Below are 25,792 nucleotides of genomic sequence, written 5' to 3' on the forward strand. Positions count from 1 at the left end.
GATGGACTCCTCCTCACCCGACTCAGACGTGGCGCATGATTAGCGACATGTTCGACTGGTCAACGAGGAGGAACCCGAAATGGACATGATTCGCGTCGGAATTGATCTCGCCAAAAACGTCTTCCAGGTTCATGGAATCGATCGAAGCGAGAAGGCGGTATGGCGCCGCAAGCTGAGCCGTTCGGAATGGCTCGAGGTCTTGCAGCAGACTGTTCCTCTGCATGCTGAGATCGGCATGGAGGCTTGCGGCAGCGCGCACCATTGGGCTAGGCGCCTGCAGGCGCTCGGATATACGGTGAAACTGATTGCCCCGCAGTTTGTGAAGCCATATGTCAAAAGTAACAAGAACGACGCGAACGATGCCGAGGCAATTTGTGAAGCGATGAGCCGGCCGGCGATGCGGTTTGTCGCGGTTAAAACGATCGAGCAGCAAGATGTGCAGGCCGTTCACCGCGTCCGCTCAGGATTGATGGAGCAGCGTAACGCCAAGGCGAACCAGATCCGCGGCCTGACGTCCGAGTACGGTGTCGTGGCGCCAAGGGAGATTGCTCAGTTGCGTCGTGCGGTTCCGGTTTGGCTGGAAGACATTAACTGCGGTCTGAGCGATCGTTTCCGGCGTCTGCTTGTAGGCCTTTGGGAGGATCTGCGTTCGCTGGACGACCGCATTCACGAGCTGGACCGTGAAATTATGGAAATTGCTGCATCCGATCCAGTTGCCAGGCGTTTGCAGCAACTGCGTGGCGTTGGTCCGATGGTGGCGACGGCGTTGATTGCAACCGTGGGCAATGCCAAACAGTTTGCTAATGGCCGGCAGATGGCTGCGTCGCTCGGGCTGACGCCAAAACAAAACAGTTCAGGGGGCAAGGAGCGGCTGCTCGGGATAAGTAAGCGTGGCGATGCCTATGTGCGTTGTCTGCTAATTCACGGTGCACGGGCGATGATCCAGATGGCCAGACGACGCACCGACGCACTCAGCGTGTGGGTCATGTGTATCGCCGGCAAGCGACATCCAAACGTGGCCGCCGTAGCCCTTGCAAACAAGACTGCCCGCATCGCCTGGGCGATGATCACGCGGGGAACGGACTATCAACCGGAACCTTCAGCATGTTGAAGTTGTGAGTACCCAGCAGCACCTTTCTCAATGATTGCAAAACAAGCCGCACGATGGCCAACAGGTCGAACCGGCGCTGATCAAACCCGCGAATGACCGAGGCTTAGAGCCCGTACAACCGATTGGGAGTCAGCGCGCGAATAGCCCATCAGGGTCCTTGCCTCATTGAGGCATAACTGTACGAGACCGGATATACGTGAGCGATCGACACTCAGGCTCAAGGGGCGACATGTTTGCAAACGAGGAGGAGTCCATATACGGTCATTCATGACAAGCGGGCAAATGGCGGCTTCGGGGTCGGGTAGGGACATTCGGCGGCGGGTATGGCACACCGCGCGATCGATTTCAAACCTTCATGGTTTGACTCGGCTGGACCTGGCCAACCCGTAGAGCGCTGTTGCAAGAGGCGACCGGGTCGAATGCCTCAACCAAACAAGCCCTACCTCTCTTGATGGGCATGGCGCTGGGAGCTTCCACCGCTTGGTCCGAGGGTCTGGTGGTCCGAGTAGCGGCCAATCCGGAAGTATGGAAACACCAAACCCTTCTGCTACGAGCTGCGCGATGTGCTCGATGCCGTCCAACTCGAACCGCACCTTCGGGCGAACGTTGTTCCGTCGCAGGTAGTCGTCCGCCATCTTTCCCGCCACGACGTTTCTGTCGTACAGGATGAAGGGCTCCCGCGCCGCGGTGATAAAGACATCCTGAACCTTCATTTCCCTGGGCGTGAGCATGATGAGTGGCTCCTCTCGCAAGGGCTCCCAGGCACACGTTTTATGCAGGGCGAAGGGAGGATGGACCACGATGGCCGCATCTAGCTGACCAGACATCACGCGCTGCAGGAGCGTCGCGGACGTCCCCGGTTCGATGTAAATCTGCGTCGCCGGATAGGCGCTCATCCATCGTCTGAGGATGGGTGGCAGCAACCCCATCAGCGCCGTCGGGGTGGCGCCTAAACGCAGCGGCCCTGCAGGGAGCCCGGTGTCCGATGCCGCGGATCGGAGATCCTGCACGTTTCGGAGCAAGTCGCGCGCTTGCTCGACGATGCGTGCGCCAACGACCGTCGGCTTAACCGTTCGCCCCACTCGCATGAGCAATTCAGAGCCGATGTCGGCTTCCAGCGCTTTCATTTGCTGAGCGATTGTGGTCGGTGCCAGGCCCAGCCTTCGAGCGGCATCAGCAACAGAGCCACTCTCAACAACGGCAACAAAGCTTTGAAGGAAACGAGTATCCATCCGACGTATTTTACGTCATCTGAACGCGGTAACTGCACCTTTGTTGGATTGCCTCCGACGCGTACAGTCTTTCTACGGAAAGCCCAAGCCAAAGGAGAAAGAATGGCCACTATCCATTCCATCGAAGTCTGCGTCGCTCGCGTCCCGCTCGACAAGGTCACCTACCTCTCAAACCGTACTGTCGTAGACCGTCACTACGGCCTCGTCAAGGTTCGCAGCAGCGATGGCGCAGAGGGTATCGGCTTCTGCTACGTGGGCAATGCCGCAGGTGAGATTTTTCGCGTTGCAGTCGAGCAGTTGCTGGCACCCGTCCTCAACGGCCGCGATTCCCTGGAGGTTGAAGGCCTGTGGAAAGAGATGTACCAGGAGTCACTGCTACAAGGTCGCATGGGCACCGTAATGCGCGCGCTGAGCGCTTTGGACATCGCGCTGTGGGACCTGAATGCACGCACCGCAGGTCTGCCCCTGCACAAGTACCTTGGTGCAGTTGAGCTGGACCATGTGGATGCATACGCCAGTGGCGGCTACTACGTTGACGGCAAGACTGCCGAAGAGGTCGGCGAAGAAATGGCCAGCTACGTGGCTCTGGGATTCAAGGCCGTGAAGATGAAGACCGGTCGCTGGAGCCCCGCCGGCGAAGAGTCTCGTGTGAAGGCCGCTCGTGAAGCTATCGGCCCTGACGTCGAACTCATGCTCGACTGCAACAACGGCTGGGTCGACACCGTCCAGGCCATGCAATACCTACGCCGCTTCGAGCAGTACGACCCGTACTTTATCGAGGAGCCCTTCAGCCCGGACGACATCGAAAGCCACGCCCGTCTGGCGAAACTGACCCGCATTCCGGTGGCCACCGCCGAAATCGGCTACGGCCGCTGGTACCACAAGCAGCTGCTGGACATGGGCGGTGCCTCCATCCTTCAAACCGACGCAGCTGTCTGCGGAGGCATCACCGAATGGCGTCGCATCGCAGCGATGGCCTCAGGTTACGGCATCCAGATGTGCCCGCACTGGTTCCACGACGTGCACGCTCCCCTGGTGGCCGCCACCCAGAACGCTCGATACGTCGAGTTCTTCTGGGATGACCAGGTGTTGAACTTCCGCCGTCTGGTGGACCGCCAGTTGACTCACAAGGAAGGCCGCGTCCTGCTTCACCAAACTCCTGGTTTGGGCTTCAACTTCGATGAAGCGGAAGTCGCCAGGTACGGCCGCTGGACCAAGGTCTCCTAAGCCAGCTGGGCCCCCATCATCGAGGAGTCCGGTGTCAGGCTGAACTGGGCCCTGTCATCGCTTCTCCTTCCATCTGACCTGTACCTGGAAACCATCGTCATGAGCAAACCCAACATCGTTAAAGACTTCGAACGCGTTTCCCCCGAACTGGTGAAGAAGGCTTCGCAATTCCAGCCAGCGATTCTCTCCGACGTGAACGGTCGGCGGGGTGCACTGCATGGCCGCATCAAGGCGCTGTATCCTCGCATGAAGCTGGCAGGCCCCGCTTTCACCGTGGAAGTCCGACCCGGCGACAACCTGATGATTCACGCTGCCTTGGCCGTGGCCAAGCCCGGCGATGTGCTGGTCATCGACGGCAAGGCCGACCAGACCTGCGCGCTGATGGGAACCATCATGATGCATGCCGCCCGCGAACGCGGCCTGGCCGGCGTCGTGCTGGACGCTGCCGTGCGCGACTCCCTGGACCTCGACGAGCTGGATTTCCCCGTGTTCTCCGTCGGCACCAACCCCAATGGCCCTACCAAGGAAGTCGGCGGCCGTATCGGCCACCCCATCGCCTGCGGTGGTGTCACCGTGAATCCGGGCGACTTCATCATTGCTGACGCTGATGGCGTGATGTGCGTTGAGCGCGAGAAGCTGGAGTCACTGCTGGACAAGGCATCCGAAAAGGTTGCGTGGGAAGCCAGGCGCATCGCGGACATCAAGGAAGGCAAGCTCAACCCTCCCTATCTGACCCAGGCCCTTATCACCGCAGGGGTTATCAAGGAAGGTGAAACGCTGTGAGTGCCAAGCCTGTGATTCTGGTCACGGGCGCGGATCTCGCGCCCCAGGCCGTCGCGCTGCTGGCGGACTACGAGATAGTCTACGCCGGCGCGACGCCAGGCCCGGATGAGCTGTTGCGCCTGGCGAGGCAGCACAACCCGACAGCCATCATCGTCCGCTTCGGCGGCGTGACTCCCGTCATCATGGATGCGGCTCCCGCGCTGAAGGTCATCTCCAAGCATGGCAGCGGCACCGACACTATCGACAAGCAGGCTGCGGCCGAGCGCAACATCAAGGTGGTCGCGGCCGTTGGCTCGAACGCTGCGGCGGTGGCCGAACAGGCTCTCGCGCTGACACTGGCCTGCGCCAAATCGGTGGTCAAGCTGCACGAGCGCATGCAGGCCGGTCACTGGGACAAAGCCACGCACAAGAACGTCGAACTCAACGGCAAGACCATCGGTCTCATTGGCCTGGGCGCCATTGGACGGAAGTTCGCGCGCATGGTAGAGGCACTGGACATGCGTGTGCTGGGCTTCGACCCCTATGCGAAGGACTTGCCGCACTATATCCAGCCAGTTGACCTGGGCACTATCTGGCGTGAATCGAACGTGCTGTCGTTCCACTGCCCGCTTACGGCAGACAACCGCAACATGCTCAATGCGCAGACGCTGGCACAATGCAAGAAAGGCGTCATCGTCGTGAACACCGCACGCGGCGGCCTTATCGAAGAGCCTGCGCTCCTCGCTGCAGTGCAGTCCGGCCAGGTGGCCATGGCCGGCCTCGACAGCTTCGCCATCGAGCCGCTCGCAGTGCCCCATATGTTCCGGAATCAGGAGCGCATCATCCTCAGCCCACACATCGGCGGCACTACCAGCGATGCCGTCGTCAGCATGGGCGTTGCAGCCGCCAGGAATATCCTGGCGGCAATGAATGACTAAGAGGGTGACCTGCCGCAGCGGTCAAGGCTGCTGCAGGCCAGCGCTGAGACACGGACGTCGTCAATGAAAATGTCGTTTGATGAGCCTTCATACTCGACGCAACTTCCGCGCTCACACAACAAGAGAAGACTATGCCTCGCCCAAACGTTCTACAGATTGGAGAATTTCCCTCTGCGCAGCAGGACATCATCAACGCTGAGGTGCGTCGCTACGCGCAAGAAGACCTGCAGCGGGATCCTGCGGTATCCGAGGGCATCGAAGCCATCCTGACGCGCAGCAGTTACCAGGTGCCAGCGTCGTTGCTGGCGAGTTTGCCAAACCTGAAAATCATCGCGACCTCAGGAGTGGGATTTGATGGCATCCCCCTAGACGCTGCGCGTAGCAGGGGGGTCATCGTAACGAATACGCCGGGGGTCCTTGACGCGGCGGTCTGTGAACTTGCGATCGGATTGCTGCTTTCTCTTTTACGGCGTATTCCTTCAGCAGACCGATTTGTCAGGGACGAGGCATGGGCTCATGAGCTCTTCCCATTGACGTCGAGCCTGGCTGGCAAAAGGATCGGCATCGTGGGCCTCGGTCGGATCGGCCAGGGTATCGCACGTCGTCTGGCTGGCTTTGACGTGGAGATCGCCTATTGCGGCTCGAAGGTCGAGGGCCTGCCGTACGCAATGATCAGCGACGTGCGGGAGCTTGCGTCTTTCGCCGACATCCTGATCGTGTGCTGTCCTGGCGGTGACAGGACTCGCCATCTCATCGACGGCGCAGTCCTGTCCGCACTCGGCTCAAGCGGCTTCCTGGTCAATGTTTCGCGCGGCACGGTAGTCGATGAAGCGGCCCTCATCGATGCGCTGGAGAAAGGCTTGATCCGTGGTGCCGCGTTGGATGTTTTCGAAAAAGAACCACTGATCGGATCCAGGCTGGCCACGTTAAGCAACGTGGTCCTTACCCCGCACGCCGGCTCTGCTACCGAGGAAACCAGGCATACCATGCTCCGCCTTGCACTCGATAACATTCACCGCGTACTCGATGGCAGTTGCGCGCTGACGCCGGTCAAGTAGATCGAACACTTTGAGCAGGCTAACTCATTCTCAGCTTTGAGTGCCACGGTTGCCAAGGCTGTGCCGCAGGGCGATGCTGTACGCAAAAAAACCGAGGCTCAACGTCCGTTTATCGAGCGAAAACGGCCATCGACATGGCTTGGGGTCAGCGGCGGCTCGGGGTCGGTTTGCGTCATCTCGCTCTTCATCATCATGGCCGGAAAGCGGCCAGTGGAACCTCGCAGCCCAGGAGCGGACAGTCGTCAGCGCGTACTTCCGACCCCTTACCGACATTCACGTCACTTAGGTCCAGTGACCGGTTTCCGAATTGAACCGGCCAATTGCCTGGTCCAGGCTGCGACGTTGAACGGCGGAAAGCACGAGCGCGTCCTCGCATCCATCCCGATCTGGAATGAGCCATATTCCTTTCCGCCAGTTCCCGCAGCGGTTGCGAATGGCTACATTGCAACTCAACGCAATCGCGAGAGAGCGCCGGATCCCCCGGCGCTCTGGCTCACTTAGGGAAAGATCATGGCAAAGCTGTTCAACCCTGTACAAGTCGGTGCATATACACTTTCACATCGCGTGACGCTCGCGCCGATGACCCGTCTGCGCACCACCCAGCCCGGCGATGTCCCGAGCGCGATGATGGCTGATTTCTACGGCCAGCGGGCATCGGACGGCGGTCTGGAAATCGTGGAAGCGGCAAGCGTGTCCGTGCAGGCGCGTTCCTATCTCGGCGCCGCAAGCATCTACCACGACGATCAGATGGAAGGCTGGCAAGCCATCACAAAGGCCGTGCACGCGAAAGGCGGCCGCGTATTCCTCCAACTGATCCACGGAGGCCGGCAGAGCCACGTCGAAATGACGGGCGGCGTCGATCCCGTTGCGCCTTCCGTCGTGCCGTTCGATGGTGTCGCTGTCACGAAGGATGGCTTCGTGCCCGCCTCGCCGCATCGCGCGCTCGATATCGATGAAATTCCCGGCATCGTCGAAGACTTCCGCGCCGCCGCGCAGCGTGCGAAGGACGCCGGATTCGACGGCGTCGAACTGCACGCGGCAAACGGCTATCTCGTCGATCAGTTCATCCAGGACGGCACCAACCAGCGCAGCGACTCCTATGGCGGCCCGATCCAGAATCGCGTGCGCTTTCTGCGCGAGACGCTCGAAGCGCTGATCTCCGTCTGGGGCGCGGAGCGCGTCGGCGTGCGCATCTCGCCTTCGGGAGAATGGGGCGGCATCTCCGACAGCGATCCCGAAGCCACGTTCAGCTACGTCGCGAGCGTGCTCGATTCGTACAAGATCGCGTATCTGCATGTAATCGAACCGCGCGTCAAGGGCGACGACACGCTGCACCACGATCACGCGCCCGTCGCGACGAAGTATCTGCGCAAGCACTTCTCCGGGCCGATTATCGCTGCGGGCGGATTCGATCGCGAGAGCGCCATCGCGATCGTCGAATCGGGCGATGCGGATCTCGTGGCATTCGGCCGCCATTTTTCGTCGAATCCGGATCTGCCGTATCGCTTGAAGCACGATCTTCCGCTCACACCCTATGTGCGCGCGGCATTCTGGGGCGGCTCGGAAAAAGCGTATTCCGATTTCCTCACGTATGAAGAGTCGCAAGCGCTGGAAACGCGTACAACCGTAGACGAAGCCGAAAACGCCTGAGCCGCCTCACGGCCCCGGGTGCGTTCGTGAATATCGATTCGCGCATCATGCGGCTTTCGGCCTGCCGTGCCCCGACATCGACTCGGGCGCGAACTCGGGCTCGAGGCACCCTTCGACGAAAGCCGTGAACTGGCGGGCCTTGCTGCTGGCGAGACGTCCTGTCGGATACACGGCGGACAAGGAAATGGGCGGCAGCATCCAGTCGTCCATGACCGAAACGACCGCGCCCGATTTGAGTTCCGGCCAGAAAGCCCATTCCGATGCAACGGCAAGCCCCATGTCCGCGAAGACGGCCGCGCGCAAGCCTTCTGTCGCGGAGATTCTCACGCGGCCTTGCAGCCGCACCGACGACTCCCCCGCCTCGCTGCGAAAGGTCCATTCTTCGCCGCCGCCCAGATCGCGCGTGTAGACGACGGCGCGATGCGCGGGCAAATCAGCAGGCGCTTCGGGCATGCCGTGCCGTTCGAAATAGGCAGGTGTCGCGAGTACGCGCCGCCGCGCGATGCCGATGCGGCGCGCCGTCATGTTCGAATCCGCCAGCTCGCCCATGCGCAGCGCAAGGTCGATGCCCTCTTCGACGAGATCGATATTGCGGTCGTCGAGCACGAGTTCGAGATCGAGGTCCGGATGCTGGTCAAGGAACGCCGGCAAGCGCGGCACGATGTGCAGCCGCGCAAAGCATACAGCGGCCGACACGCGCATCTTGCCAGTCAGTCCCGCCGCGGTGCCTCGCGCAGCGAGCACGGCCTCGTCGGCTTCTTCGACGGCACGGCGCGCGCGCAGATAAAAGTTCTGGCCAGCTTCCGTCGGCGTGAGCGCACGCGTCGAGCGCAGCAGCAGCTTCACACCAAGCCATTCTTCGAGTTGCGCAACGGTTTTCGATACGGCCGGCTGGCCGATATCGAAGTGTCGAGCCGCCGCCGAAAACGAACCGGTATCGACAACGCGGATAAAAATTTCGATCGCCGCGAGACGGTCCATCGCGATTCTCCCTCACTCAGTTGGTGGCAATCAGTTCGTCCGCTCTCGACAGAAACAGCTTCAGCACAGGCGATGCATTCGAACGACTGTAGCCGATCGCGAGATCGACGGTTGGCGCTTCGCCTTCGAGCGGACGGCTCACGACCGACCACGGCAGCAGATTGTTCGCATATTCGGGCATCAGCGACAAGCCTCGTGTCGATGCAACGAGCGACATCGCCATCGCAAGATTGTCGACGCCGTGCTCGGGCTTCGGATCGAGCCCATTGTCATCCAGATATCGGGCGACCACATCGTGCAGCACGCGTGCCTTGTTCGACGCCATCACAAACGTCTCGCCTTTCAGATCAGACGGACGGATCGCGCTTTTAGCCGTCAGACGATGATCGCTCGGCATCAGCACGACGAGTTTCTCGCGATAGACGACGCGATAATCGAGATCCAGCCCCGGCTCCGTGCGCACGAAGGCCAGATCGAGCTTGCCTCGCGCCACGGCGTCCGCGAGATCGGGAGAGTAGCCGCTCGACACCGTGACGTCGATGTTCGGCAATTCGTCGCGCAACACCTGCATCGCGCGCGGCAGCCACGTCATTTCCTGCCCCGTCAGAAAGCCGAGTGCGAACACCTGTTTGGTGGGGCTCGAAGCGCGGCGCGCAGCTTCGATGGCGGCATCGACCTGCGCAAGCGCGAGTCTTGCATGGTCGAGAAACGCCTTCCCCGACGCGGTCAGCTCAACCCCGCGCGCGCTGCGGCTGAAAAGTTCGGCCCGCACTTCGTCTTCGAGATCGCGGATCTGACGGCTCAGCGATGGTTGCGAGGTGAACAGCCGCTGCTCGGCGGCGACGGTGAGGCTGCCTGTTTCCGCGACTGCAACGAAGTAGCGCAGATGGCGTAGCTCCATGTTTTCTCCTGTTTCGCCCCGTTCTGCCGCGTCCGGGTGGCCATGCTTTCGAGGTATGCGAGGAAGCCTACAAAGTCTTTTTCCGCCGCGCAAGCGCGCCGGCACACCCCGATGAAATCGCCGAAGCGATCGTGTACGTGGCGTGGGCCAGCTTCATGACGGGCGAAGTGCTGCGTGTGAACGGCGGTCGGGCGGCATCGTAAGCCATGCTTCCCGGCCATGCCTCTCAGGCATGGCGCACAACTTATAAAGTCTTTTTCCTCTTTGTCCGACGCACCTACATTACCTGTCAGGACGGCATAACGCGAAGCGAATACGGGCCGAGTTGACGCAGCAAGCCCGAGCCGGTGCATACGTTTCAGCTATGTCGCGTCGCATGACCATCAACCGGTTTTAAGAGGACAACTGCCATGACCCGCCACACTCACCAGACCGCGCCGACCCGGTTCGTCGAAGCCAATGGCATCCGCTTCGCGTATCGCCGCTTCGGCAATCCCGGCGGCGTGCCGCTCGTAATGAACATCCACTTCACGGGCACGATGGATCATTGGGATCCTGCCGTCACCGACGGTCTCGCGCAAAACCGCGAAGTGATCCTGTTCAACAACGCAGGCATTTCGAGCAGTTCCGGCACGGTCCCCGAGTCGATCGAAGAGATGGCCGCCAATGCCGGCGCGTTCATCGAAGCACTCGGATTGAAACAGGTCGACGTACTCGGATTTTCGATGGGCGGACTGATTGCGCAGGAACTCGCTATCACGAAGCCGCGACTCGTGCGCCGCGTGATTCTCGTCGGCACGGGTCCGCGCAGCGGCGAAGGCATGGCGACGCTCACGCCTGAAGCGCAAGAAATTTTTGGAGCGTCATACGCGCATCCCGACGACCTGTGGCTGCGCGTGCACTTTTCGCCTTCGGACGCGAGCCAGGCGGCGGGCCGTAGCTTTATCGAGCGATTCCGTCTGCGCAGCGACAATCGCGATCCCGAAGCGAACGACAAGGTCGCGCCCGCGCAACTCGCCGCACTCGCGAAGTGGGGCGCGCCGCGCGAGAACCCGTACGACTATCTGCGCGCACTCGAACAGCCGACGCTCGTTGTCAACGGCGACAACGACGTGATCATCTATTCGATCAATTCGTGGCACTTGCAGCAACACATCCCGAACGCGCAACTGATCCTCTATCCCGACGCCAATCACGGCTCGCTGTACCAATACCCGGAGCGCTTCGTCTCGCACGTCGATCGGTTCCTCTCGGAAGCGGACGCGCCGGAGGCGTAACGCACTCTCACTCGACATCGAACGGAATTTCATCATGACCAATCTGACAGGCAAAACCGCGCTCGTGACGGGCGCCTCCCGCGGCATCGGCCGCGCCACGGCCATTGCGCTCGCCAAAGCAGGCGCGCGCGTGCTGGTCCATTACAGCAACGCTGAGCAGGCCGCCGATTCTGTCGTTGCGGCAATTCGCGCAGCAGGCGGACAGGCCGACAAGATCGCCGCCGATCTGCGCAATGCGCACGGACCGCATGAACTGGCGAAGCGCGCGCGCTCACTGACAGGCGAACGACTCGACATTCTCGTCGCGAACGCGGGCATCTCGAAGGCCGCGCCGATCGAAGAAACCGCCGTCGAGGATTTCGACGACCTGTTCGCCGTCAATGTGCGCGCGCCGTTTTTCCTCGTGCAGCAATTGCTGTCCGTACTGGGCGACGGTAGCAGTGTCGTCTTGCTGTCGTCTCTCGCGGCACGCGCGTCCGTGAACAATCTGTCGGCGTATGCCGCGACCAAGGGCGCGGTCGATACACTCGTGCGTCACTTCGCGTCCGCGCTCGGCGAGCGTGGTATTCGCGTCAACGCGATTGCGCCGGGTGTCGTCGAAACGGATATGTCGAACTTCGCGAAGACGGACGCGGGCCGCGATTTCACGCTCGGCATGCAGGCGCTCAAACGGGTCGCGCAGCCCGACGATATTGCCGGCGCCATCGTGTTCCTCGCCTCCGACGACGCGCGCTGGGTCACGGGCGACACGTTGCGCGTCGACGGCGGATCGAAGCTCTGATGCGCTCAAACTCGCGCGCCGCCTTGTGGATAGAGGTGCGTGATCGTCCAGACGTTGTGGACGAGCGCCGCGCGTCTCGTCGCATGCCTCGCAGGCATGCCCTCCAGCCTGGAAAGTCTTTTTCACAGCCGCAAGAGACGCCTAAAGTTAGTTCCGTCATGCTCACCGAGCAGTGCGACACGAGCAACGTGTCGTGAACCTTATTGACAGGAGCCTCAAATGTCCCACCCCGTCGTCCTCATCACTGGCGCCCTCACGGGCATCGGCCGCGCAACTGCTTTCGCGTTCGCGCGTTCGGGTGCACGGCTCGTCGTATCGGGTCGCCGCGCAACGGAAGGCGCCGCGCTCGAAGCCGAACTGCGCGAAGCAGGCGCCGAAGCTCACTTCGTCCTGGCTGACGTGCGCCGCGACGAAGAAGTCCTCAATCTGGTGGATCAGACCGTCGCCCGCTACGGCCGTCTGGACGTAGCCGTCAACAACGCCGGCACGGAAGGCCGGCCAGGACCTGTCGTCGAGCAGACCGCTGACAGCTATGCCGACACGTTCGACACCAACGTGCTGGGAACGCTGCTGAGCCTCAAGCACGAACTGCGCGTGATGACTGCGCAGAAGGCCGGCAGCATTGTCAACATTTCGTCGACTTACGGTCATGAAGGCGCCGCATTCGCATCGGTCTATGCAGGCAGCAAGCACGCCGTCGAAGGCATTACGAAATCGGCCGCACTTGAAGTTGCTTCGACGGGTGTTCGTGTCAACGCCGTCGCACCCGGGCCGACCGATACGGGCATGCTGGACCGCTTCACCAGCACTGCGGAAAACAAGGCAGCGCTCGCAGCCACGGTGCCACTCGCGCGTATCGGCAAGCCTGACGATATTGCCGCAGCGGTGCTCTATCTTGCTGCCGACGGCGCTGCATTCGTTACCGGTCAGATCCTGACTGTCGACGGTGGCAAGACGGCAGGCTAAAGCGACCTCACATGCTCGCCTGCGCGCTCACTGCCTGGCGGGCAGCTCAAATCCTGCAGATCTGGTCGCGGCCGGACGACACAGTGGTAACAAATTTAGTTGACGGGCGTGGCGCGTCGCGCCGTCGCCGACGTGTTAGGCGCCTGGTTGCTGGCGTCATATCGATAGAACTTTGATTATTCGTTTCAACCGGCGAGTGTATTCGTCGCCACTTACTATGTCCCGCGATTCACCGCGCCTATAGTCAGTCCAAGCCCTGCAACCGATGTCAACGGTTACGGGAGCCACTAATCATCAGCGACTGAACAGAGCTTAAGAACGGGCCTGGTCCAGTCAACACATTCGATCAAGGACTGACATGACGAAACTATCGGGAAAGATCGCTGTAATCACGGGCGGAAACAGCGGCATGGGCCTGGCAACGGCGCAACTCTTCGCTAAGGAAGGAGCGAAGGTCATCATCACGGGACGCCGCCAGAAGGAGCTGGATGAAGCGGTGGAAAGCATCGGTGCTAACGCGGAAGGCGTGCTGGGCGATGTCTCCAGGCTGTCGGATCTGGACAAACTTAACGACCACGTGAAAGCGAAATACGGCCGCGTGGATGTCATCTTCGCGAACGCAGGTTTGGGTTCGCTCGCACCGATCGATCAGGTCACGGAAGCGCAATTCGATGAAACCTTCAACGTCAACGTGAAGGGTACTTACTTCACGGTGCAGAAGCTTCTTCCGCTGGTGCCAGACGGTGGATCGATCATTTTGAACACATCGATTGCATCGTCCAAGGGGATGGAAGCGTTCAGCGTTTATTCGGCCACTAAAGCTGCGGTGCGTTCGTTGGCACGTACGTTGACGACGGATCTCAAGGCACGCAAGATTCGTGTGAATGCGATCAGCCCGGGTCCGATCGATACACCAATCTTCGGCAAGACTGGCCTGACCGAACAAGAAATTGAAGGCTTCAAGTCGGGCATTACTTCGCAGGTGCCACTAGGCCGCATTGGTCTCCCGGAAGAAATCGCCAAGCCGGCTTTGTTCCTTGCATCCGACGATAGCAGCTATATTTCGGGCATCGAACTAACCGTCGATGGCGGTATGGCACAAGTCTAAAAGTGCGCGGCAGGTGGGCGGCATCGGCTTGAGCCAGCGATGCCGCTTTTTGCGTTGACGCTGAGACTGCGGCGTTTCTAATCAGGACGTTCTGCGTCGCACCGTCGACGTCAACTCGGTGCCAGACGGTTCGGGGGGAGGGCCGCGCGCTGGTCAGCACGCGGGACAGGAGGTCGTGGCCGTCGCTCCCGGTTTATCAATTGCTCCACCGGGGACGCGATGGAGCGCGCTTATTCAGGCGTGGGCTCGGCCTCGAGCCCGGACCAACTGACGCTCGATACTCCTTTCTCCATGCTCAGGCGACTGGCAAGCAGTTCGAGCCTGGATTGGTCCTTCGGATGCAACTTCAGCGTTGCAGTGACCTCGATGCGCTGCTGCGTATCGTCGTAGTCGCGGCTGGTCAGGCTCTGGAACGACAGCGGCGCCGAGGACATTGCGTTCGAAAGCACCGCGCGGACATGGATTTCGTCCGCTTCGCGGCAGACCACTGTCAAGGTGTATTGACGTACCAGGTCGGCCGCCGACACCGGTGCCGTATTGATGGCCCGGCTGACTTCACGGAGGACCGTGTTGGTGAGCAGCACCACTCCCGTCCCGGCTGCCGCTGGCCCAAAATGGCCTGAACCGCACAGTACCCCGACAGCCGCGGAGCACCAAAGCGTAGCGGCCGTGTTGATGCCCTGTATCGAGCCCTTGTCGCGCATGATGACGCCGCCGCCAAGAAAGCCTACGCCCGAGACGACATAGGCGGCAATCTGCGTCACTCCGGTTGCCCCGTTTCCGGTCAGCACTCCCAGCGTAACGAACAGGCAGGAGCCACAGGCGACGAGCGTGATGGTCCGCAAACCGGCCGTGCGCTGACGCATCTGGCGCTCAAGGCCGATGACAACCCCGCAGGCGAAGGCGGCGAGCAGCCGCAAGAGGAAATCGAACGTCATGTTGGTAAATTCAGGTTGTGCCTGCGGGGTCACGTCTCGTGTGGGAACGAGCGAAGTATTGTGTGCGCGCGAGGCTTTTTGAAGTCAGCGACGGAATTGAAGAACCGTCCTTGTGCCGCCCTTACGAACCTGACAGGTAGCGCGCGACGCAATTTCTCGTACCGCAAAAGAATCGTCTGGACGGCCGTGATGATAACCAGGGCGACGGCCACGACGAAATAGCCGCGAAGTACGCCCGTGCAGACGCGACTGTACAGCGTGAGTGTCGGGGCTAGCAGTCCTGAAGTGGCGACTTGCATCAGGCATTCGATTCACGTGATCGCGGCGAGCCGATAGTTGCCGGTCCCTGAGTGGCGTTTACGAAGCATGAAGTCGTTGGCGTTTCGTGCGCGACGGCTGCATCTTGACGATGCCGTTGGGGCCACCATGCCGTGGAGGTAGTGCGACACCGGTTGAACAGAAAGTGAATAAATGGGCCCATCGTCTCAGTCAGTCCAGCCGTAAGCAACGCGAAGCGAAAACGGAATTGCTGCCCTTGCCAAAGCCGATACGCGACGCTTTGTCACTGGAATATCATCTTCAGCTCGAAGCGCTGCACGCGGGTGTGGGCTCTTTGATGGCCCTTCAGGTTGTGATGAGGGCGGTCATTGCGACAGGAATCCTATGCGAGCTCGGGTACGGAGATATCCAGAACGCGTCGTACAAAGATCTGGAAAAAATCGCGAATAATTCGTTTTCCTCCGGTGCGCAAGGGCGTTTCTATTTCGATGGCGACGCATTTCGTCTCTTCGCCAAAGTGTTGACGACCCACGATTCGCAGCTGGAAGCCGCTCCCGTCAAGGTAATAGACGAAGTCGCGAAGCGCCTGGAGCGATATCGCGGAGCTGCCTGACGAGAAGACACACAAGATGCCCAAGGCTCAGGTTGAGCCGCGAAAGGCCGATAGCATCCAGGATGACGACACTGTAAATATGCAGGACTTTGAATATTTAATCGAGCCTTCTATCGGCCCGTTATCGTTGTCGTTTACTCCATGTCTAAAAAGAAATAGTTCACCTCGCTTATCGTTTGCGCAAAGGGACGCTTTTCCGACAGAAAAATCCTTGAGCGGCTTCCGCCCAAAGCCCCGCTGTTCGCGCGAGTTGTTGAAGAAGAGCAGGAAGAGCGGGGTTTCAGGGAGCTGGATTCGTGCCGACATAAGTCATATCCACACACGTAACGGAACGAAGCATGAAATCGATGACTGTCAGCAGGAAACTCGGCTTGGCGTTCGGCCTTGTTGTACTCATATCACTGGTTGGCGGCGCGATATCGCTGATTAACTTTCTCAGCCTTAATCAGGCGAATGGCTGGAACGTCCACAGCTATCAGGTACTTCGGGCAAACGACGACATGCTGACCAACATGGTGAACATGGAGACCGGCGTGCGTGGCTTTGTCGCCTCCGGCGACGATCGGTTCCTCGAGCCGTATGCGGCTGGAAACAGGGACTTCGCGAAGTCTTTCGACCTCGTTCGCAGCCTGACGGCGGACAACGCCAGCCAGCAGGGGCGTCTCGAGACGCTGCGCGACATGCACCAGAGAGTGGCAGAAATCGACGAGAAGCTGATTGCCATGCGGCGCGATGTCAACGCCGGCAAGCAGCCTGCCGACGGGTTGATCGATTACTTCAAGCAGGGGAACGACAAGCAGTTCATGGACCGCTATCGCTCGGTGTCGGCAGAACTCGGCAACGCCGAGCAGTCGTTGCTTGATCAACGTTCGGGCGCAGTCGCCAGCATGACGGCATCGACCAAGCTGGCGCTCGGGCTTTCCGGCACGATCACGGTTCTTGTGTCCATCGTTCTTGGTGTCTTCATCACCCGCGGCATCATGCGCGCATTGGGCGGGGAGCCGGCCGAGGCTGCGAGGGCGGCACAACGCGTTGCGGAAGGTGATCTGGAGGCGGCCATTGCGCTTGCGCCGAACGACCAGACCAGCCTGATGGCGTCACTCGAATCAATGCGCCAGCAACTGCGCGCTATCGTTTCCGATATTCATTCCACGGCGGAAGCCATTACGACCTCGGCGGGCGAGATCGCGCAAGGTAACCTGGACTTGTCGCAGCGCACGGAAGAGCAGGCAGCGTCACTGCAGGAAACCGCGGCGAGTATGGAGGAGTTGACCTCCACGGTCCGTCAGAACACCGAGAACGCGAAACAGGCAAACGCCCTCGCTGCGAATGCCCGCGAGGAGGCAACTCGCGGCGGCGAAGTAGTGAACCAGGTAGTCGAGTCCATGCGCGACATATCGAGCAGTTCGGGTAAGGTGGCCGACATCATTACCGTGATCGAAGGCATCGCGTTCCAGACCAACATTCTTGCGCTGAACGCAGCAGTGGAGGCGGCGCGTGCTGGAGAACAAGGCCGCGGCTTTGCAGTCGTAGCGGGTGAAGTCCGTACGCTGGCACAACGCAGCGCGAGCGCGGCGAAAGAGGTCAAGGACCTCATCACGAGTTCAGTTGAAAGTGTGGCCAAAGGCTCGGAGCAGGTTGGGAGAGCGGGCACGACCATGTCCGATATCGTTCAGTCGGTCAGGCGGGTGACGGACATCATGGGGGAAATCGCGTCGGCGTCTGACGAACAGGGAACGGGAATTGAACAGGTGAACGTTGCTGTTGGACAGATGGACGCGGTGACACAGCAGAATGCCGCGCTCGTTGAACAGGCATCTGCCGCTGCGCAAGCAATGGCTCATCAGGCGACGTCGCTGCGGCAGGCAGTGAGCGTGTTCAAGCTCGGGCACAAAGCTGCTTGAGCGAAAGCGACCGGCGGTTGATCACGCGAATGCCGATAGCGTGCATCAGCCGCGAACAGCTTCAAAAGATCGACTCCTTGCGCGCGGGCCGTTATAAGTCTTGAGCGCGACGCGCAACATCGTTTCCGAATCCCGACTGGTTACGCTATACCAACGCGACCGCTTCGATCTCGATCTTCAGACCGAAGTGGAGCGCCGGGACCGGCACTACGGCGCGAGCGGGTCTCGCATCGCCCGCCCAACGCGCGTAGATCTCGTTGAAGCTCGCCCAGTGCGCGACATCGACGATATAGACACGAACCTGCGCCAGTTTCTTGATATCGCTGCCCGCACCGGCAAGCGCGGAAGCCAGATTTGCCAACACCTGCTCGGCCTGGGCGTCAAAAGAACTCTCCGTAAGCCTGGCGCCGCTCGCGTCGATAGGAAGTTGGCCGGACACAAAAACCAGGCCATTTGCGACCGAAACATGGCTGTAGTGGCCACCCGGCGTTGCCAGTCCAGCGGGGTTCATCGTTTGAGGGAACTGCGCATTGTGCTGATGCTGATCCATGACGAACATTCCAGGTGAAAGGACCGCTTCGACCACAGCCACGACGAGGTCAGGAAGCTATCCGGGTTTGTATTCGGGAGCTGGAGTGCCAATCCCGGTGCCATCAGTATGATGCATGGAGTCTACGGTTATCGGCAACCAGCGACGATTCGGAGGTCGATTGGATCGCAACCGTTGGCCTCGGGGAATTGACATACGCGGTGGCGATCACAAGCAGCATGCATTGTTCGATTCCATCACGGCTTTTGAACTGGTCTTTCAGGCTGACGAGTCTGGAAGTATTGCTGCGCCAACGTAATCCAGTATTGAACACCTGCTGGAATGATGTCGTCGTTGAAGTCGTACTTCGGGTTGTGCAGACCCGGTGCAGTCTCACCGACATGGGCGTTGCCGATCAGCACATACGTGCCGGGTCGCTCTTCCAGCATGAAGCCGAAATCTTCTGATGTCATGTTGGCCGGCACGTCGGCGTGCGTACGTTCATCGCCGAAAGTCTCGCGAATGACGGCTTCGCATAGTTGGGTCTCGGCCCGCGTGTTGATGGTCGCCGGATAGTACTGGAAGAACGTGACTTCGACCTGAGCGCCGTGCGCGGCCGCCAGCCCTTCGCACATCAACTGGATGTCGCGCTGCAATTTCTGCTGCAGTTCCGATGAAAGCGTACGTATCGTTCCGCGCAACTCGGCGCTATCCGGAATGACGTTGTCGGTGTCGCCGGCGTGAATCATGCACACGGAGATCACGGCGGGATCGACCGGGTCCTTGTGTCGCGCAGCGATGGTCTGACAGTGCAGCACCATCGAGCAAGCCAGCGGAATCGGATCAAGCCCGAGATGCGGTTGCGCCGCATGAGCGCCCTTGCCGGTGACTGTGATCCTGAAGCGCGAACCCGCCGCCATGATCGGGCCCACCCGCAAGCCGAAATGCCCACCCGGCAAACTCGGCCAATTGTGCATGCCGAACACTGCCTCGGTGGGATATTGCACGAACAGGCCGTCGTCGATCATTTTTCGGGCGCCCGCGCCGCCTTCTTCTCCCGGCTGGAACACGAAATGAACGCTGCCTGGTAATTGCGGCATGCCTCTCAGAATGCGCGCAGCGCCGAGCAGCATCACCGTGTGGCCGTCGTGCCCGCACGCGTGCATGATTCCATGAGTGCAGGACGCGTGCGTGAAATCGTTGGCTTCCTGGATGGGCAACGCATCCATGTCCGCACGAAGCACGATGCCCCAATGCGGATTCACGCCCGGCAAGCTTGCCACGACGCCTGTTCCGCCCAGTCCGCGCGATACCGTATAACCGAATTCCTCAAGCTCACGCGCGACGACATCCGCGGTCCTGTGTTCTTCAAAGCGCAACTCGGGATATGCGTGAAGGTCGCGTCGCAACTTTGCCCAATGCGGATGATGCGCGCTTAGCGATGTTTCGGGAATATCGGTGGTTTCCAATCTCGGCACCTTTCTAAAGCGGGCAGCATCAAGTCGGCGACATCACGGCGTGACGTCTTGCGATGGTTTAATCGTAGTACCCGAGGATCGACTTCACCTCCATGTACTCTTCCATTCCTTCGATCCCGTACTCGCGACCGTTTCCGGATTGCTTGTATCCGCCGAACGGAGCCTGCGGGTCCCACGCCGGATAGTTCAGATGCACCTGGCCTGACTCGATGCGCGCGGCGACCTGACGCATCAGCGTTTTGTCCGTGCCCTGCACATGTGCGCCGAGCCCGTACACGGTGTCGTTCGCGATGGCGATCGCTTCTTCCACCGTGTCATACGCGAGGATCGCGAGGACCGGCCCGAAGATCTCCTGCTGCGCAATCGGCATGTCCGTGCGTACATCCGAGAAGATTGTCGGGCGCGCATAGAAGCCCTGACTCAAGCCGACGGGTCTGCCCGCACCGCCCACGATCAGCTTCGTGCCGTCGTCCACCCCCGCTTCGATCATCTGCTGCACCCGGTTGAACTGTGCGCGATTCGCGAGTGGACCATGAGTCGTCGTCTCGGCGAACGGATCGCCGACGATCATCTGTTTCGTCGCCGCCACGGCGAGTTCATCCACCTGGGCCATGACGCTGCGTGGGACGATCATGCGCGTCGGCGCGCTGCATGACTGCCCCATGTTGCGAAACGCAGCCGCTACGCCGAGCGTGACCGCACGCGGCAGATCGGCGTCAGGCAGCACGATGTTAGGCGACTTGCCACCCAGTTCCTGCGCAACGCGCTTGACCGTCGGCGCGGCCGCCTGGGCGACCAGCACGCCGGCTCGCGTCGAACCGGTGATCGACACCATATCGACTTGCGGATGGGCCGACAGCGCCGTCCCCACTTCCGGCCCCGTGCCGCTCACGAGATTGAACACGCCCGCTGGAATGCCCGCTTCGGCGACGACCTCGGCGAACAGCAGGGCGCTCAGCGGCGACAACTCGCTGGGCTTGAGGATAACGGTGCAGCCGGCAGCCAGTGCCGGCCCGACTTTCGCGGTGATCTGATAGATCGGCCAGTTCCACGGCGTGATGAGCGCGCACACACCGATCGGCTCGCGCGCGATGGCGGTGGTGCCACGCTGGGCGACGAACGGATAAGTCGAGAGGTTGTCGCGTGCGACGCGGATGTGTTCGGCCGCGAGCGGCACATGGGCACTGCGCGCGTAGTTGATCGGCGCGCCCATTTCCATCGACAGGGCAAGCGCAAACAGTTCGGCTCGTTCGAGGAGGAGGGCATGAACGCGGTCGAGCAGCGCGGCGCGCTCTTTGGGCGAAGTCGCGGACCAGCTCGCGAACGCTTTGCGCGCGGCTTGCACCGCGCGGTCCACGTCGCCGGCGCTCCCTAACGGGATGTCGCAAAGCGTCTCTTCGGTGGAAGGGCAGACTACGGCGGCGCGTTCCGTGCCGATAGGCGCGACCCATTCGCCGTCGATAAAGAAGCGGTCCAGATGGCCAGCCTGCATCAGATGAAGCACAGGGGATTTCATTGCTGCTTGTCCTTGCGTCGATACCGTGCGCTCGTAGCAGGCGAAAGCGCACGGATAGAAGTCGAAACGAAACCGTTGTCAGAAGTCGGCGACCTTGCCCCACGCCGATTTGTCGAAGCGTTCGGGACGGTAAGGCTCAGGGTCGACGATCGGCGTCACGCCGGTGACCATATCCGCCACGAGATGACCGCATCCAGGCCCGATTCCAAAGCCGTGGCCACTGAGGCCAGCGGCCAGCACGAAGCCTGGCAGCGACTGCGTTTCGCCGATGGCGGGGATGCCGTCAGGCGTCATGTCGATATAGCCGGCCCAGGAGGCCGTCACGCGTGCTTCGCCAATCACTGGACACAGATCGACGGCACGCCTGCGAATTTCCGTGAGTGTGGCTTCATCGGCGCTGGGGTCCAGCACGCGCATTTTTTCCATCGGCGTCGGCTGATCGAGCCGCCAGCGGTTCAGGCCTTCATGGCCCGAGCGCACGCCTTCCAGACCGCCGGGACTGAGGCTCTGCCAGCGACGCGCGAACATCGGCAGAAAGTCCTTCGCATAGCGAAGTTTTTGCAACGTGGGATCGAACTTTGCCAATCCGCTGATGGCGAGCGAATAGGTTTCGTCGCCGCGACGCGTGATCGTGATGCTTTTCGTGTGCAGCGCATCCGGCAACGTGCCGCGCGGCAGCGAGACCGACGCGACCGACGAGCGAATGGTTGCCTGGGGCAGGCGGATGCCGAGTTGCCGGCAAAACGTCGAGGCCCATGCGCCGCCCGACAGCACCGCGATCTTCGTGCGGATCACGCCGTGCTCGGTCACGACACCGCTGACCCTGCCGCCCTCTGTTTCGATGCCCCGTGCCGCGCAATTCTGATGGACGGTGCCGCCCAGCTTGATGATGCTGCGTGCCACGGCCGGAGCGGCGTTGGCCGGGTCGGCCGTGCCGTCGGTCGGCGCGAACACGCCGCCTTTCCAGCTGCGTCTGGTTGCGGCCGCCCGCTCGTTGGCCTGTTTGCTGCCGAGCACTTCGGTTCTGACGCCGGCCGTGCGGGCGAATTCGCACCAGCGCGTCCATCCGCCGAGTTCGTCGTCGTCGTTGCTCAGATACAGCAGACCGCCGCGGCGAAAGCCGGCGGATTCCCCGGATTCGTCTTCGAACTGTTGCCAAAGTCGCAGGCTTTCCGTCGCAATCGGCAATTCTCGCGCATCGCGATTCTGTTGCCGGCACCAACCCCAGTTCCGGCTGGATTGTTCGCCGCCTACGATGCCTTTTTCGATCAGCGCGACTTTGACGCCGCGCTTCGCGAGAAACCATGCAGTGAATACGCCGACAATGCCCGCGCCTATCACGACGACGTCGGCGCTATCGGGCAGCGCCGGGCTGCTATCAATGCGGGTCAACGGTACGCGCATCTATGAAAGTTCCTTCGTGAGTCGCGTGTCGGGTAAATGTCTGTCGGCGACTTTGCCAGTTGCAACGCACAGAACCGGTACGACCGGTAGACCGGATCGGGTGCGCCTTGATGCGCGGCGGTGCCGAGATGCTTGCTGCCGGCTCGAAGAGCCCACGGATCAGCAAGACTTCAAGCGCGCTATACGGGCCGGGCCGGTAGAGTCTTTATGGTACGTGGGCAATGTCACTCTGCGACGCTCGAAAAATATTTCAAAAGAGTATGAAAACTGCGTTTGGCGTGCCTTGCGCAGCATTTTATGTGGCGCACTCATCGACTTGACTCGCTGGAGCGGCGAGTCGCGATCCGTGGAAACGCGGCCAGGCTTCGATCGCCTCGCCCTGCGTGACGGCCTGATAGGTGTGATAGACCTGATGCCGTGTTCCTATCGCACACGCAGATTTGTAGAATGCTCTGCCGCGCTTAAACTGGATGCAAGGCGCAGCAACGCAATCGCTGGCCGACGGGTGGGGCGCAATTGATAATTGCCAGCAGTTGGATTCGCAACAGGGCCGTAGGCTGTTCAATCCTTCGCAGTGGGTTTCTGGCTCGATACCGCCTGCAACTTGCCGACTTCAGTTCGCAGGCGGCATTGTTCACGCTAGCTTGTCGATCACGAGCAACGTCGAAGTGGCCGACGCATATAACTTTCCGGTGCTGTCCTTTAGCGTGGCCTCGGCGAACGCCGCGCGGCGGCCAATGCTGATCACCCGGCCTTCCGCCCGAAGCGTGCCGGTCTCATGCGTTATCGCTTTATGGTACGAAACCTTGAGTTCCAGCGTTGTATAGGCTTGCGTTGGCGATAGACGGGAATGGGCGGCGCAGCCGCATGCGGAGTCGAGCAGAGTGGCTGCATATCCGCCATGTACCGTACCGATAGGGTTATAAGCTCGGAGTGACGGTACGCTTTCGAAAGCTGCGAAGCCTTCCGACGCTTCAACCAGCGTGAAGTCCAAGGTATCACCGATCGGTGGCCGTCCCCCTGATTGCATTAATTTGTGTAGCTGCTCCAAGCCGGAGAGATTGGGTGGTAGCTGTTCGACAAGGTTCATTTGCAAGACTCCAGATGGAAGCGTCGTTTAAGCGCTGTCTTCGCGCGCATCAATATTTTGTCGGAGCGCGTTTGATCCGGCTCCCCTCTGGCAAGCATTAGCGCGCCAACCATCTCGCACAACAGCGACTCCGCGTTCGGGTTCGCCTCTGCGTCTCCAAGCTCCGACAAAAGCCCTGCAAGCCGCTTTCGCAGCCGTGTCGTTCCCTCTGCAAAGGCCGCGCGTGCTTCAGGGGAGACCCTCGTCATTTCAGAAACTAACGCAGCTACCGGACAACCAACCGGAATTGCGTCCCGGTGCGCGCGCGACAGATAAAAGCGGATGTAATGCCAAAGGCCTTGCGCAGGCGATCGACCGGATACTTGATGGAGAAAGTGAGCTTCACTCTCTTCAAACATCGTGGCAATGGCAGCAGTCACAAGCTCGTCTTTCGAACGAAAGTGAGCATAAAAGCCACCATGAGTCAGTCCGGCGCCCTCCATAACCCGCGCAACAGCAATCTGCTGTGGCCCGTGTGCCCGAATTGCATCAGCGGCTACCTTCAGCAGCTTTTGACGCGTTTCGTCTTTGTGTGTAGCGCCATATCGCATTGACCGGTCCCGACCATAGTATGATCACCATCATATAAAGAAACGTGTTCAATCACAACGCTTCTCGGCACGACAGTTTTCGCGAGAGCTGGCACCGCCGTCAGGCGGCGAGTCGTCCGTTCGCTCTGCGACTCGCGCCAGGCAGGTTTAGTTTTGCTGGCCGACGTTGACGGCTGACGTTAACAGACGCGAAGACGAATGCGACTGACAATGCGGACACCAAACTGCCAAAACGGGTCGGTCCGCGCTCATAACGTAAAGAACGCCGCATCCTCTCGTAGCCTCGGGACGATTCGTCTCTCCGCCCACTCCAACCACGCCCGGGTCCTGGCATCCATGAAGTGCCTGGAAGGCAGGAGTGCATATATTCCAATGTCCGGCGACCGCCACGCTGGTAACACCCGGCGGAGCCGGCCATCGCGGATCGCGTCTATGACCGAGAAAAGCGGAAGCAGCGTTATTCCGGCACTCCTCACAGCAACATCGAGCAGCAGCTCTGGCGTGTCCGCCACCAGCGGCCCTTGAGGGGAAAATTCCTGCACCGGGCCTTGCCCGTCTGTCAGTCGCCATTCCGGAGTGATGGAAGGATTAATCAGACGCAGGCATGAGTGCTCGCTCAATGCGGCGGGTGTCGTGGGCTCGCCGAAGCGTTGCAGATATTCTGGCGACGCGCACACCACCGCGAATGTCGTTCCCAGCCGACGCGCCACCAATCCCGAGTCAGTCAGCGACTCCGCCAGATAAAAGCTCACGTCTACACCGCGGGCGAGCAGATCGGGAAAGTACTGGGAAGTACTGTAGTTGACGATGACTTCGGGATAACTCGCACAGAAATCGGCGAGCTCAGGCGCGACATAGTGGTGGCCGAAACTGGTCATGCATTGCACGCGCAGCCGGCCAGACGGACTGGATGCCGTCCCGGAGGCCTTCGCTTCGGCTTCGTCCATAAGCGCAACGATCTCGCGACATCGCTCGGCGTATTCGGCGCCTGCATCGGTGAGTATCCGATGGCGGGTCGAGCGCTGAAGCAGCTTGACGTCAAGCCGCTTCTCCAGGTCCGACACGAGCCGCGAAACCTGCGCCGTCGTGAGATCCATCTGCTCGGCCGCGGCAGTGAAACTGCCGCTATCGACCACACGCAGGAACGCGCGAATCGCATGGAAGAGGCCTGTCTGAAGGAGGTCTTTGCGCATTCCGTAAATATACTTTGTTCGGCGGTCTATTGTTACTGAAGTTGTAGCGTCTCACAATCGGGCCACTAAATGGCAACCGCGGAGAACCTCCCATGAAACCCGATGTGCGTGCTCCGGTGAGCAGTAGTGGCCGGCTTGCAGGCTTGCTGATTTTCGTTTTGCCTCCGCTGTTGTGGGCCGGAAACTTCGTGGTCGGCAGGCTCGCACGTAACGACGTGCCACCTATGACGCTGGCCTTCGGCAGGCATCTCATCGCGCTGGTGTGT

At 60.6% G+C, this 25,792-nt stretch carries 23 protein-coding genes; 12 read left to right on the forward strand and 11 right to left on the reverse strand.

From position 1 onward, the window contains the following. The first annotated feature begins 79 nt into the window (after nucleotides 1-79). Nucleotides 80-1,111, forward strand: a complete 1,032-nt coding sequence (locus H281_RS0133385) for an IS110 family RNA-guided transposase (RefSeq protein WP_020071472.1) — start codon at nucleotides 80-82, stop codon at nucleotides 1,109-1,111. Between the two features lie 353 nt (nucleotides 1,112-1,464). Here H281_RS0133385 and H281_RS0133390 read toward each other — a convergent pair whose 3' ends face one another. Further along, entirely contained in the window at nucleotides 1,465-2,343 is an 879-nt protein-coding gene (locus tag H281_RS0133390) for a LysR family transcriptional regulator (protein WP_020071473.1), read from the reverse strand. A gap of 102 nt (nucleotides 2,344-2,445) precedes the next feature. Here H281_RS0133390 and H281_RS0133395 point away from each other — a divergent pair, with 102 nt between their 5' ends. From H281_RS0133395 to H281_RS0133415, 5 genes are all read left to right on the forward strand, one after another. Next, entirely contained in the window at nucleotides 2,446-3,570 is a 1,125-nt protein-coding gene (locus H281_RS0133395) for a mandelate racemase/muconate lactonizing enzyme family protein (protein ID WP_020071474.1), read from the forward strand. Between the two features lie 99 nt (nucleotides 3,571-3,669). Beyond that, entirely contained in the window at nucleotides 3,670-4,353 is a 684-nt protein-coding gene (locus H281_RS0133400; RefSeq protein WP_020071475.1) for an RraA family protein, read from the forward strand. After that, nucleotides 4,350-5,270 (forward strand): NAD(P)-dependent oxidoreductase, encoded by a 921-nt coding sequence (locus tag H281_RS0133405; RefSeq protein ID WP_020071476.1) that lies wholly within the window; start codon nucleotides 4,350-4,352, stop codon nucleotides 5,268-5,270. Before H281_RS0133400 ends, H281_RS0133405 begins: the two co-directional genes overlap by 4 nt. Before the next feature lie 131 nt (nucleotides 5,271-5,401). Beyond that, nucleotides 5,402-6,328 carry a 2-hydroxyacid dehydrogenase gene (locus tag H281_RS35210; protein WP_020071477.1) on the forward strand — a complete coding sequence of 309 codons (927 nt, stop codon included), beginning with the start codon at nucleotides 5,402-5,404 and terminating at the stop codon, nucleotides 6,326-6,328. A gap of 510 nt (nucleotides 6,329-6,838) precedes the next feature. Then, nucleotides 6,839-7,978, forward strand: coding sequence for an alkene reductase (locus H281_RS0133415; protein ID WP_020071478.1), 1,140 nt, complete (start codon nucleotides 6,839-6,841; stop codon nucleotides 7,976-7,978). A gap of 45 nt (nucleotides 7,979-8,023) precedes the next feature. Here H281_RS0133415 and H281_RS0133420 read toward each other — a convergent pair whose 3' ends face one another. Together H281_RS0133420 and H281_RS0133425 are read right to left on the reverse strand one after the other, a co-directional pair. Beyond that, complete coding sequence (locus H281_RS0133420) at nucleotides 8,024-8,959, reverse strand: LysR family transcriptional regulator (RefSeq protein WP_020071479.1); 936 nt, start codon at nucleotides 8,957-8,959, stop codon at nucleotides 8,024-8,026. Between the two features lie 16 nt (nucleotides 8,960-8,975). Next, complete coding sequence (locus tag H281_RS0133425) at nucleotides 8,976-9,860, reverse strand: LysR substrate-binding domain-containing protein (protein ID WP_020071480.1); 885 nt, start codon at nucleotides 9,858-9,860, stop codon at nucleotides 8,976-8,978. 410 nt (nucleotides 9,861-10,270) lie between these two features. Between H281_RS0133425 and H281_RS0133430 the strand changes: the two genes are divergently transcribed. The 4 genes from H281_RS0133430 to H281_RS0133445 all read left to right on the forward strand — a co-directional run bounded on the left by H281_RS0133430 (nucleotide 10,271) and on the right by H281_RS0133445 (nucleotide 13,992). Next, nucleotides 10,271-11,137: an alpha/beta fold hydrolase gene (locus tag H281_RS0133430; protein ID WP_020071481.1), complete on the forward strand. Its 867-nt coding sequence runs from the start codon at nucleotides 10,271-10,273 to the stop codon at nucleotides 11,135-11,137. Nucleotides 11,138-11,171: 34 nt separating this feature from the next. Then, the gene (locus tag H281_RS0133435; protein WP_020071482.1) at nucleotides 11,172-11,918 is read left to right on the forward strand and encodes an SDR family NAD(P)-dependent oxidoreductase; all 747 of its coding nucleotides are present in this window, start codon (nucleotides 11,172-11,174) and stop codon (nucleotides 11,916-11,918) included. 219 nt (nucleotides 11,919-12,137) lie between these two features. Next, nucleotides 12,138-12,884: an SDR family NAD(P)-dependent oxidoreductase gene (locus H281_RS0133440; protein ID WP_020071483.1), complete on the forward strand. Its 747-nt coding sequence runs from the start codon at nucleotides 12,138-12,140 to the stop codon at nucleotides 12,882-12,884. A gap of 358 nt (nucleotides 12,885-13,242) precedes the next feature. Further along, nucleotides 13,243-13,992, forward strand: a complete 750-nt coding sequence (locus tag H281_RS0133445) for a glucose 1-dehydrogenase (RefSeq protein WP_027805169.1) — start codon at nucleotides 13,243-13,245, stop codon at nucleotides 13,990-13,992. A 230-nt stretch (nucleotides 13,993-14,222) separates the two neighbouring features. Here the strand turns inward: H281_RS0133445 and H281_RS0133450 are convergent, their stop codons facing one another. Continuing rightward, nucleotides 14,223-14,930 (reverse strand): MgtC/SapB family protein, encoded by a 708-nt coding sequence (locus H281_RS0133450; RefSeq protein ID WP_020071485.1) that lies wholly within the window; start codon nucleotides 14,928-14,930, stop codon nucleotides 14,223-14,225. 409 nt (nucleotides 14,931-15,339) lie between these two features. Between H281_RS0133450 and H281_RS0133460 the strand changes: the two genes are divergently transcribed. Both H281_RS0133460 and H281_RS0133465 read left to right on the forward strand, forming a co-directional pair. Then, entirely contained in the window at nucleotides 15,340-15,822 is a 483-nt protein-coding gene (locus H281_RS0133460) for a hypothetical protein (protein WP_051121068.1), read from the forward strand. 338 nt (nucleotides 15,823-16,160) lie between these two features. Then, nucleotides 16,161-17,726 carry a methyl-accepting chemotaxis protein gene (locus H281_RS0133465; RefSeq protein WP_020071488.1) on the forward strand — a complete coding sequence of 522 codons (1,566 nt, stop codon included), beginning with the start codon at nucleotides 16,161-16,163 and terminating at the stop codon, nucleotides 17,724-17,726. Nucleotides 17,727-17,871: 145 nt separating this feature from the next. Here the strand turns inward: H281_RS0133465 and H281_RS0133470 are convergent, their stop codons facing one another. The 7 genes from H281_RS0133470 to H281_RS0133500 form a co-directional block, all read right to left on the reverse strand. After that, the gene (locus tag H281_RS0133470; protein ID WP_020071489.1) at nucleotides 17,872-18,276 is read right to left on the reverse strand and encodes a RidA family protein; all 405 of its coding nucleotides are present in this window, start codon (nucleotides 18,274-18,276) and stop codon (nucleotides 17,872-17,874) included. 236 nt (nucleotides 18,277-18,512) lie between these two features. Next, nucleotides 18,513-19,724: a M20 aminoacylase family protein gene (locus tag H281_RS0133475; RefSeq protein WP_020071490.1), complete on the reverse strand. Its 1,212-nt coding sequence runs from the start codon at nucleotides 19,722-19,724 to the stop codon at nucleotides 18,513-18,515. A gap of 67 nt (nucleotides 19,725-19,791) precedes the next feature. Continuing rightward, entirely contained in the window at nucleotides 19,792-21,249 is a 1,458-nt protein-coding gene (locus H281_RS0133480) for an aldehyde dehydrogenase family protein (protein WP_027805170.1), read from the reverse strand. A 78-nt stretch (nucleotides 21,250-21,327) separates the two neighbouring features. Then, complete coding sequence (locus H281_RS0133485; RefSeq protein WP_020071492.1) at nucleotides 21,328-22,653, reverse strand: NAD(P)/FAD-dependent oxidoreductase; 1,326 nt, start codon at nucleotides 22,651-22,653, stop codon at nucleotides 21,328-21,330. 634 nt (nucleotides 22,654-23,287) lie between these two features. Beyond that, entirely contained in the window at nucleotides 23,288-23,743 is a 456-nt protein-coding gene (locus tag H281_RS0133490; RefSeq protein ID WP_027805171.1) for a PaaI family thioesterase, read from the reverse strand. Continuing rightward, the gene (locus H281_RS0133495) at nucleotides 23,740-24,333 is read right to left on the reverse strand and encodes a TetR/AcrR family transcriptional regulator (protein WP_027805172.1); all 594 of its coding nucleotides are present in this window, start codon (nucleotides 24,331-24,333) and stop codon (nucleotides 23,740-23,742) included. Before H281_RS0133495 ends, H281_RS0133490 begins: the two co-directional genes overlap by 4 nt. Before the next feature lie 248 nt (nucleotides 24,334-24,581). After that, nucleotides 24,582-25,526 carry a LysR family transcriptional regulator gene (locus H281_RS0133500; protein WP_020071496.1) on the reverse strand — a complete coding sequence of 315 codons (945 nt, stop codon included), beginning with the start codon at nucleotides 25,524-25,526 and terminating at the stop codon, nucleotides 24,582-24,584. Nucleotides 25,527-25,792 lie beyond the last annotated feature (266 nt).

Source organism: Paraburkholderia caledonica (genome assembly GCF_000383275.1).
GTDB lineage: Bacteria > Pseudomonadota > Gammaproteobacteria > Burkholderiales > Burkholderiaceae > Paraburkholderia > Paraburkholderia caledonica.

Excerpts from the sequence above, each read along its gene's own strand:
- H281_RS0133480 (WP_027805170.1), bottom strand. The coding sequence starts at position 21,249 with ATGAAATCCCCTGTGCTTCATCTGATGCAGGCTGGCCATCTGGACCGC.
- H281_RS0133430 (WP_020071481.1), top strand. The coding sequence starts at position 10,271 with ATGACCCGCCACACTCACCAGACCGCGCCGACCCGGTTCGTCGAAGCC.
- H281_RS0133440 (WP_020071483.1), top strand. The coding sequence starts at position 12,138 with ATGTCCCACCCCGTCGTCCTCATCACTGGCGCCCTCACGGGCATCGGC.
- H281_RS0133445 (WP_027805169.1), top strand. The coding sequence starts at position 13,243 with ATGACGAAACTATCGGGAAAGATCGCTGTAATCACGGGCGGAAACAGC.
- H281_RS0133500 (WP_020071496.1), bottom strand. The coding sequence starts at position 25,526 with ATGCGCAAAGACCTCCTTCAGACAGGCCTCTTCCATGCGATTCGCGCG.
- H281_RS0133390 (WP_020071473.1), bottom strand. The coding sequence starts at position 2,343 with ATGGATACTCGTTTCCTTCAAAGCTTTGTTGCCGTTGTTGAGAGTGGC.
- H281_RS35210 (WP_020071477.1), top strand. The coding sequence starts at position 5,402 with ATGCCTCGCCCAAACGTTCTACAGATTGGAGAATTTCCCTCTGCGCAG.
- H281_RS0133465 (WP_020071488.1), top strand. The coding sequence starts at position 16,161 with ATGAAATCGATGACTGTCAGCAGGAAACTCGGCTTGGCGTTCGGCCTT.
- H281_RS0133485 (WP_020071492.1), bottom strand. The coding sequence starts at position 22,653 with ATGCGCGTACCGTTGACCCGCATTGATAGCAGCCCGGCGCTGCCCGAT.
- H281_RS0133435 (WP_020071482.1), top strand. The coding sequence starts at position 11,172 with ATGACCAATCTGACAGGCAAAACCGCGCTCGTGACGGGCGCCTCCCGC.
- H281_RS0133470 (WP_020071489.1), bottom strand. The coding sequence starts at position 18,276 with ATGGATCAGCATCAGCACAATGCGCAGTTCCCTCAAACGATGAACCCC.
- H281_RS0133450 (WP_020071485.1), bottom strand. The coding sequence starts at position 14,930 with ATGACGTTCGATTTCCTCTTGCGGCTGCTCGCCGCCTTCGCCTGCGGG.
- H281_RS0133415 (WP_020071478.1), top strand. The coding sequence starts at position 6,839 with ATGGCAAAGCTGTTCAACCCTGTACAAGTCGGTGCATATACACTTTCA.
- H281_RS0133395 (WP_020071474.1), top strand. The coding sequence starts at position 2,446 with ATGGCCACTATCCATTCCATCGAAGTCTGCGTCGCTCGCGTCCCGCTC.
- H281_RS0133400 (WP_020071475.1), top strand. The coding sequence starts at position 3,670 with ATGAGCAAACCCAACATCGTTAAAGACTTCGAACGCGTTTCCCCCGAA.
- H281_RS0133460 (WP_051121068.1), top strand. The coding sequence starts at position 15,340 with ATGCCGTTGGGGCCACCATGCCGTGGAGGTAGTGCGACACCGGTTGAA.
- H281_RS0133495 (WP_027805172.1), bottom strand. The coding sequence starts at position 24,333 with ATGCGATATGGCGCTACACACAAAGACGAAACGCGTCAAAAGCTGCTG.
- H281_RS0133385 (WP_020071472.1), top strand. The coding sequence starts at position 80 with ATGGACATGATTCGCGTCGGAATTGATCTCGCCAAAAACGTCTTCCAG.
- H281_RS0133425 (WP_020071480.1), bottom strand. The coding sequence starts at position 9,860 with ATGGAGCTACGCCATCTGCGCTACTTCGTTGCAGTCGCGGAAACAGGC.
- H281_RS0133490 (WP_027805171.1), bottom strand. The coding sequence starts at position 23,743 with ATGAACCTTGTCGAACAGCTACCACCCAATCTCTCCGGCTTGGAGCAG.
- H281_RS0133420 (WP_020071479.1), bottom strand. The coding sequence starts at position 8,959 with ATGGACCGTCTCGCGGCGATCGAAATTTTTATCCGCGTTGTCGATACC.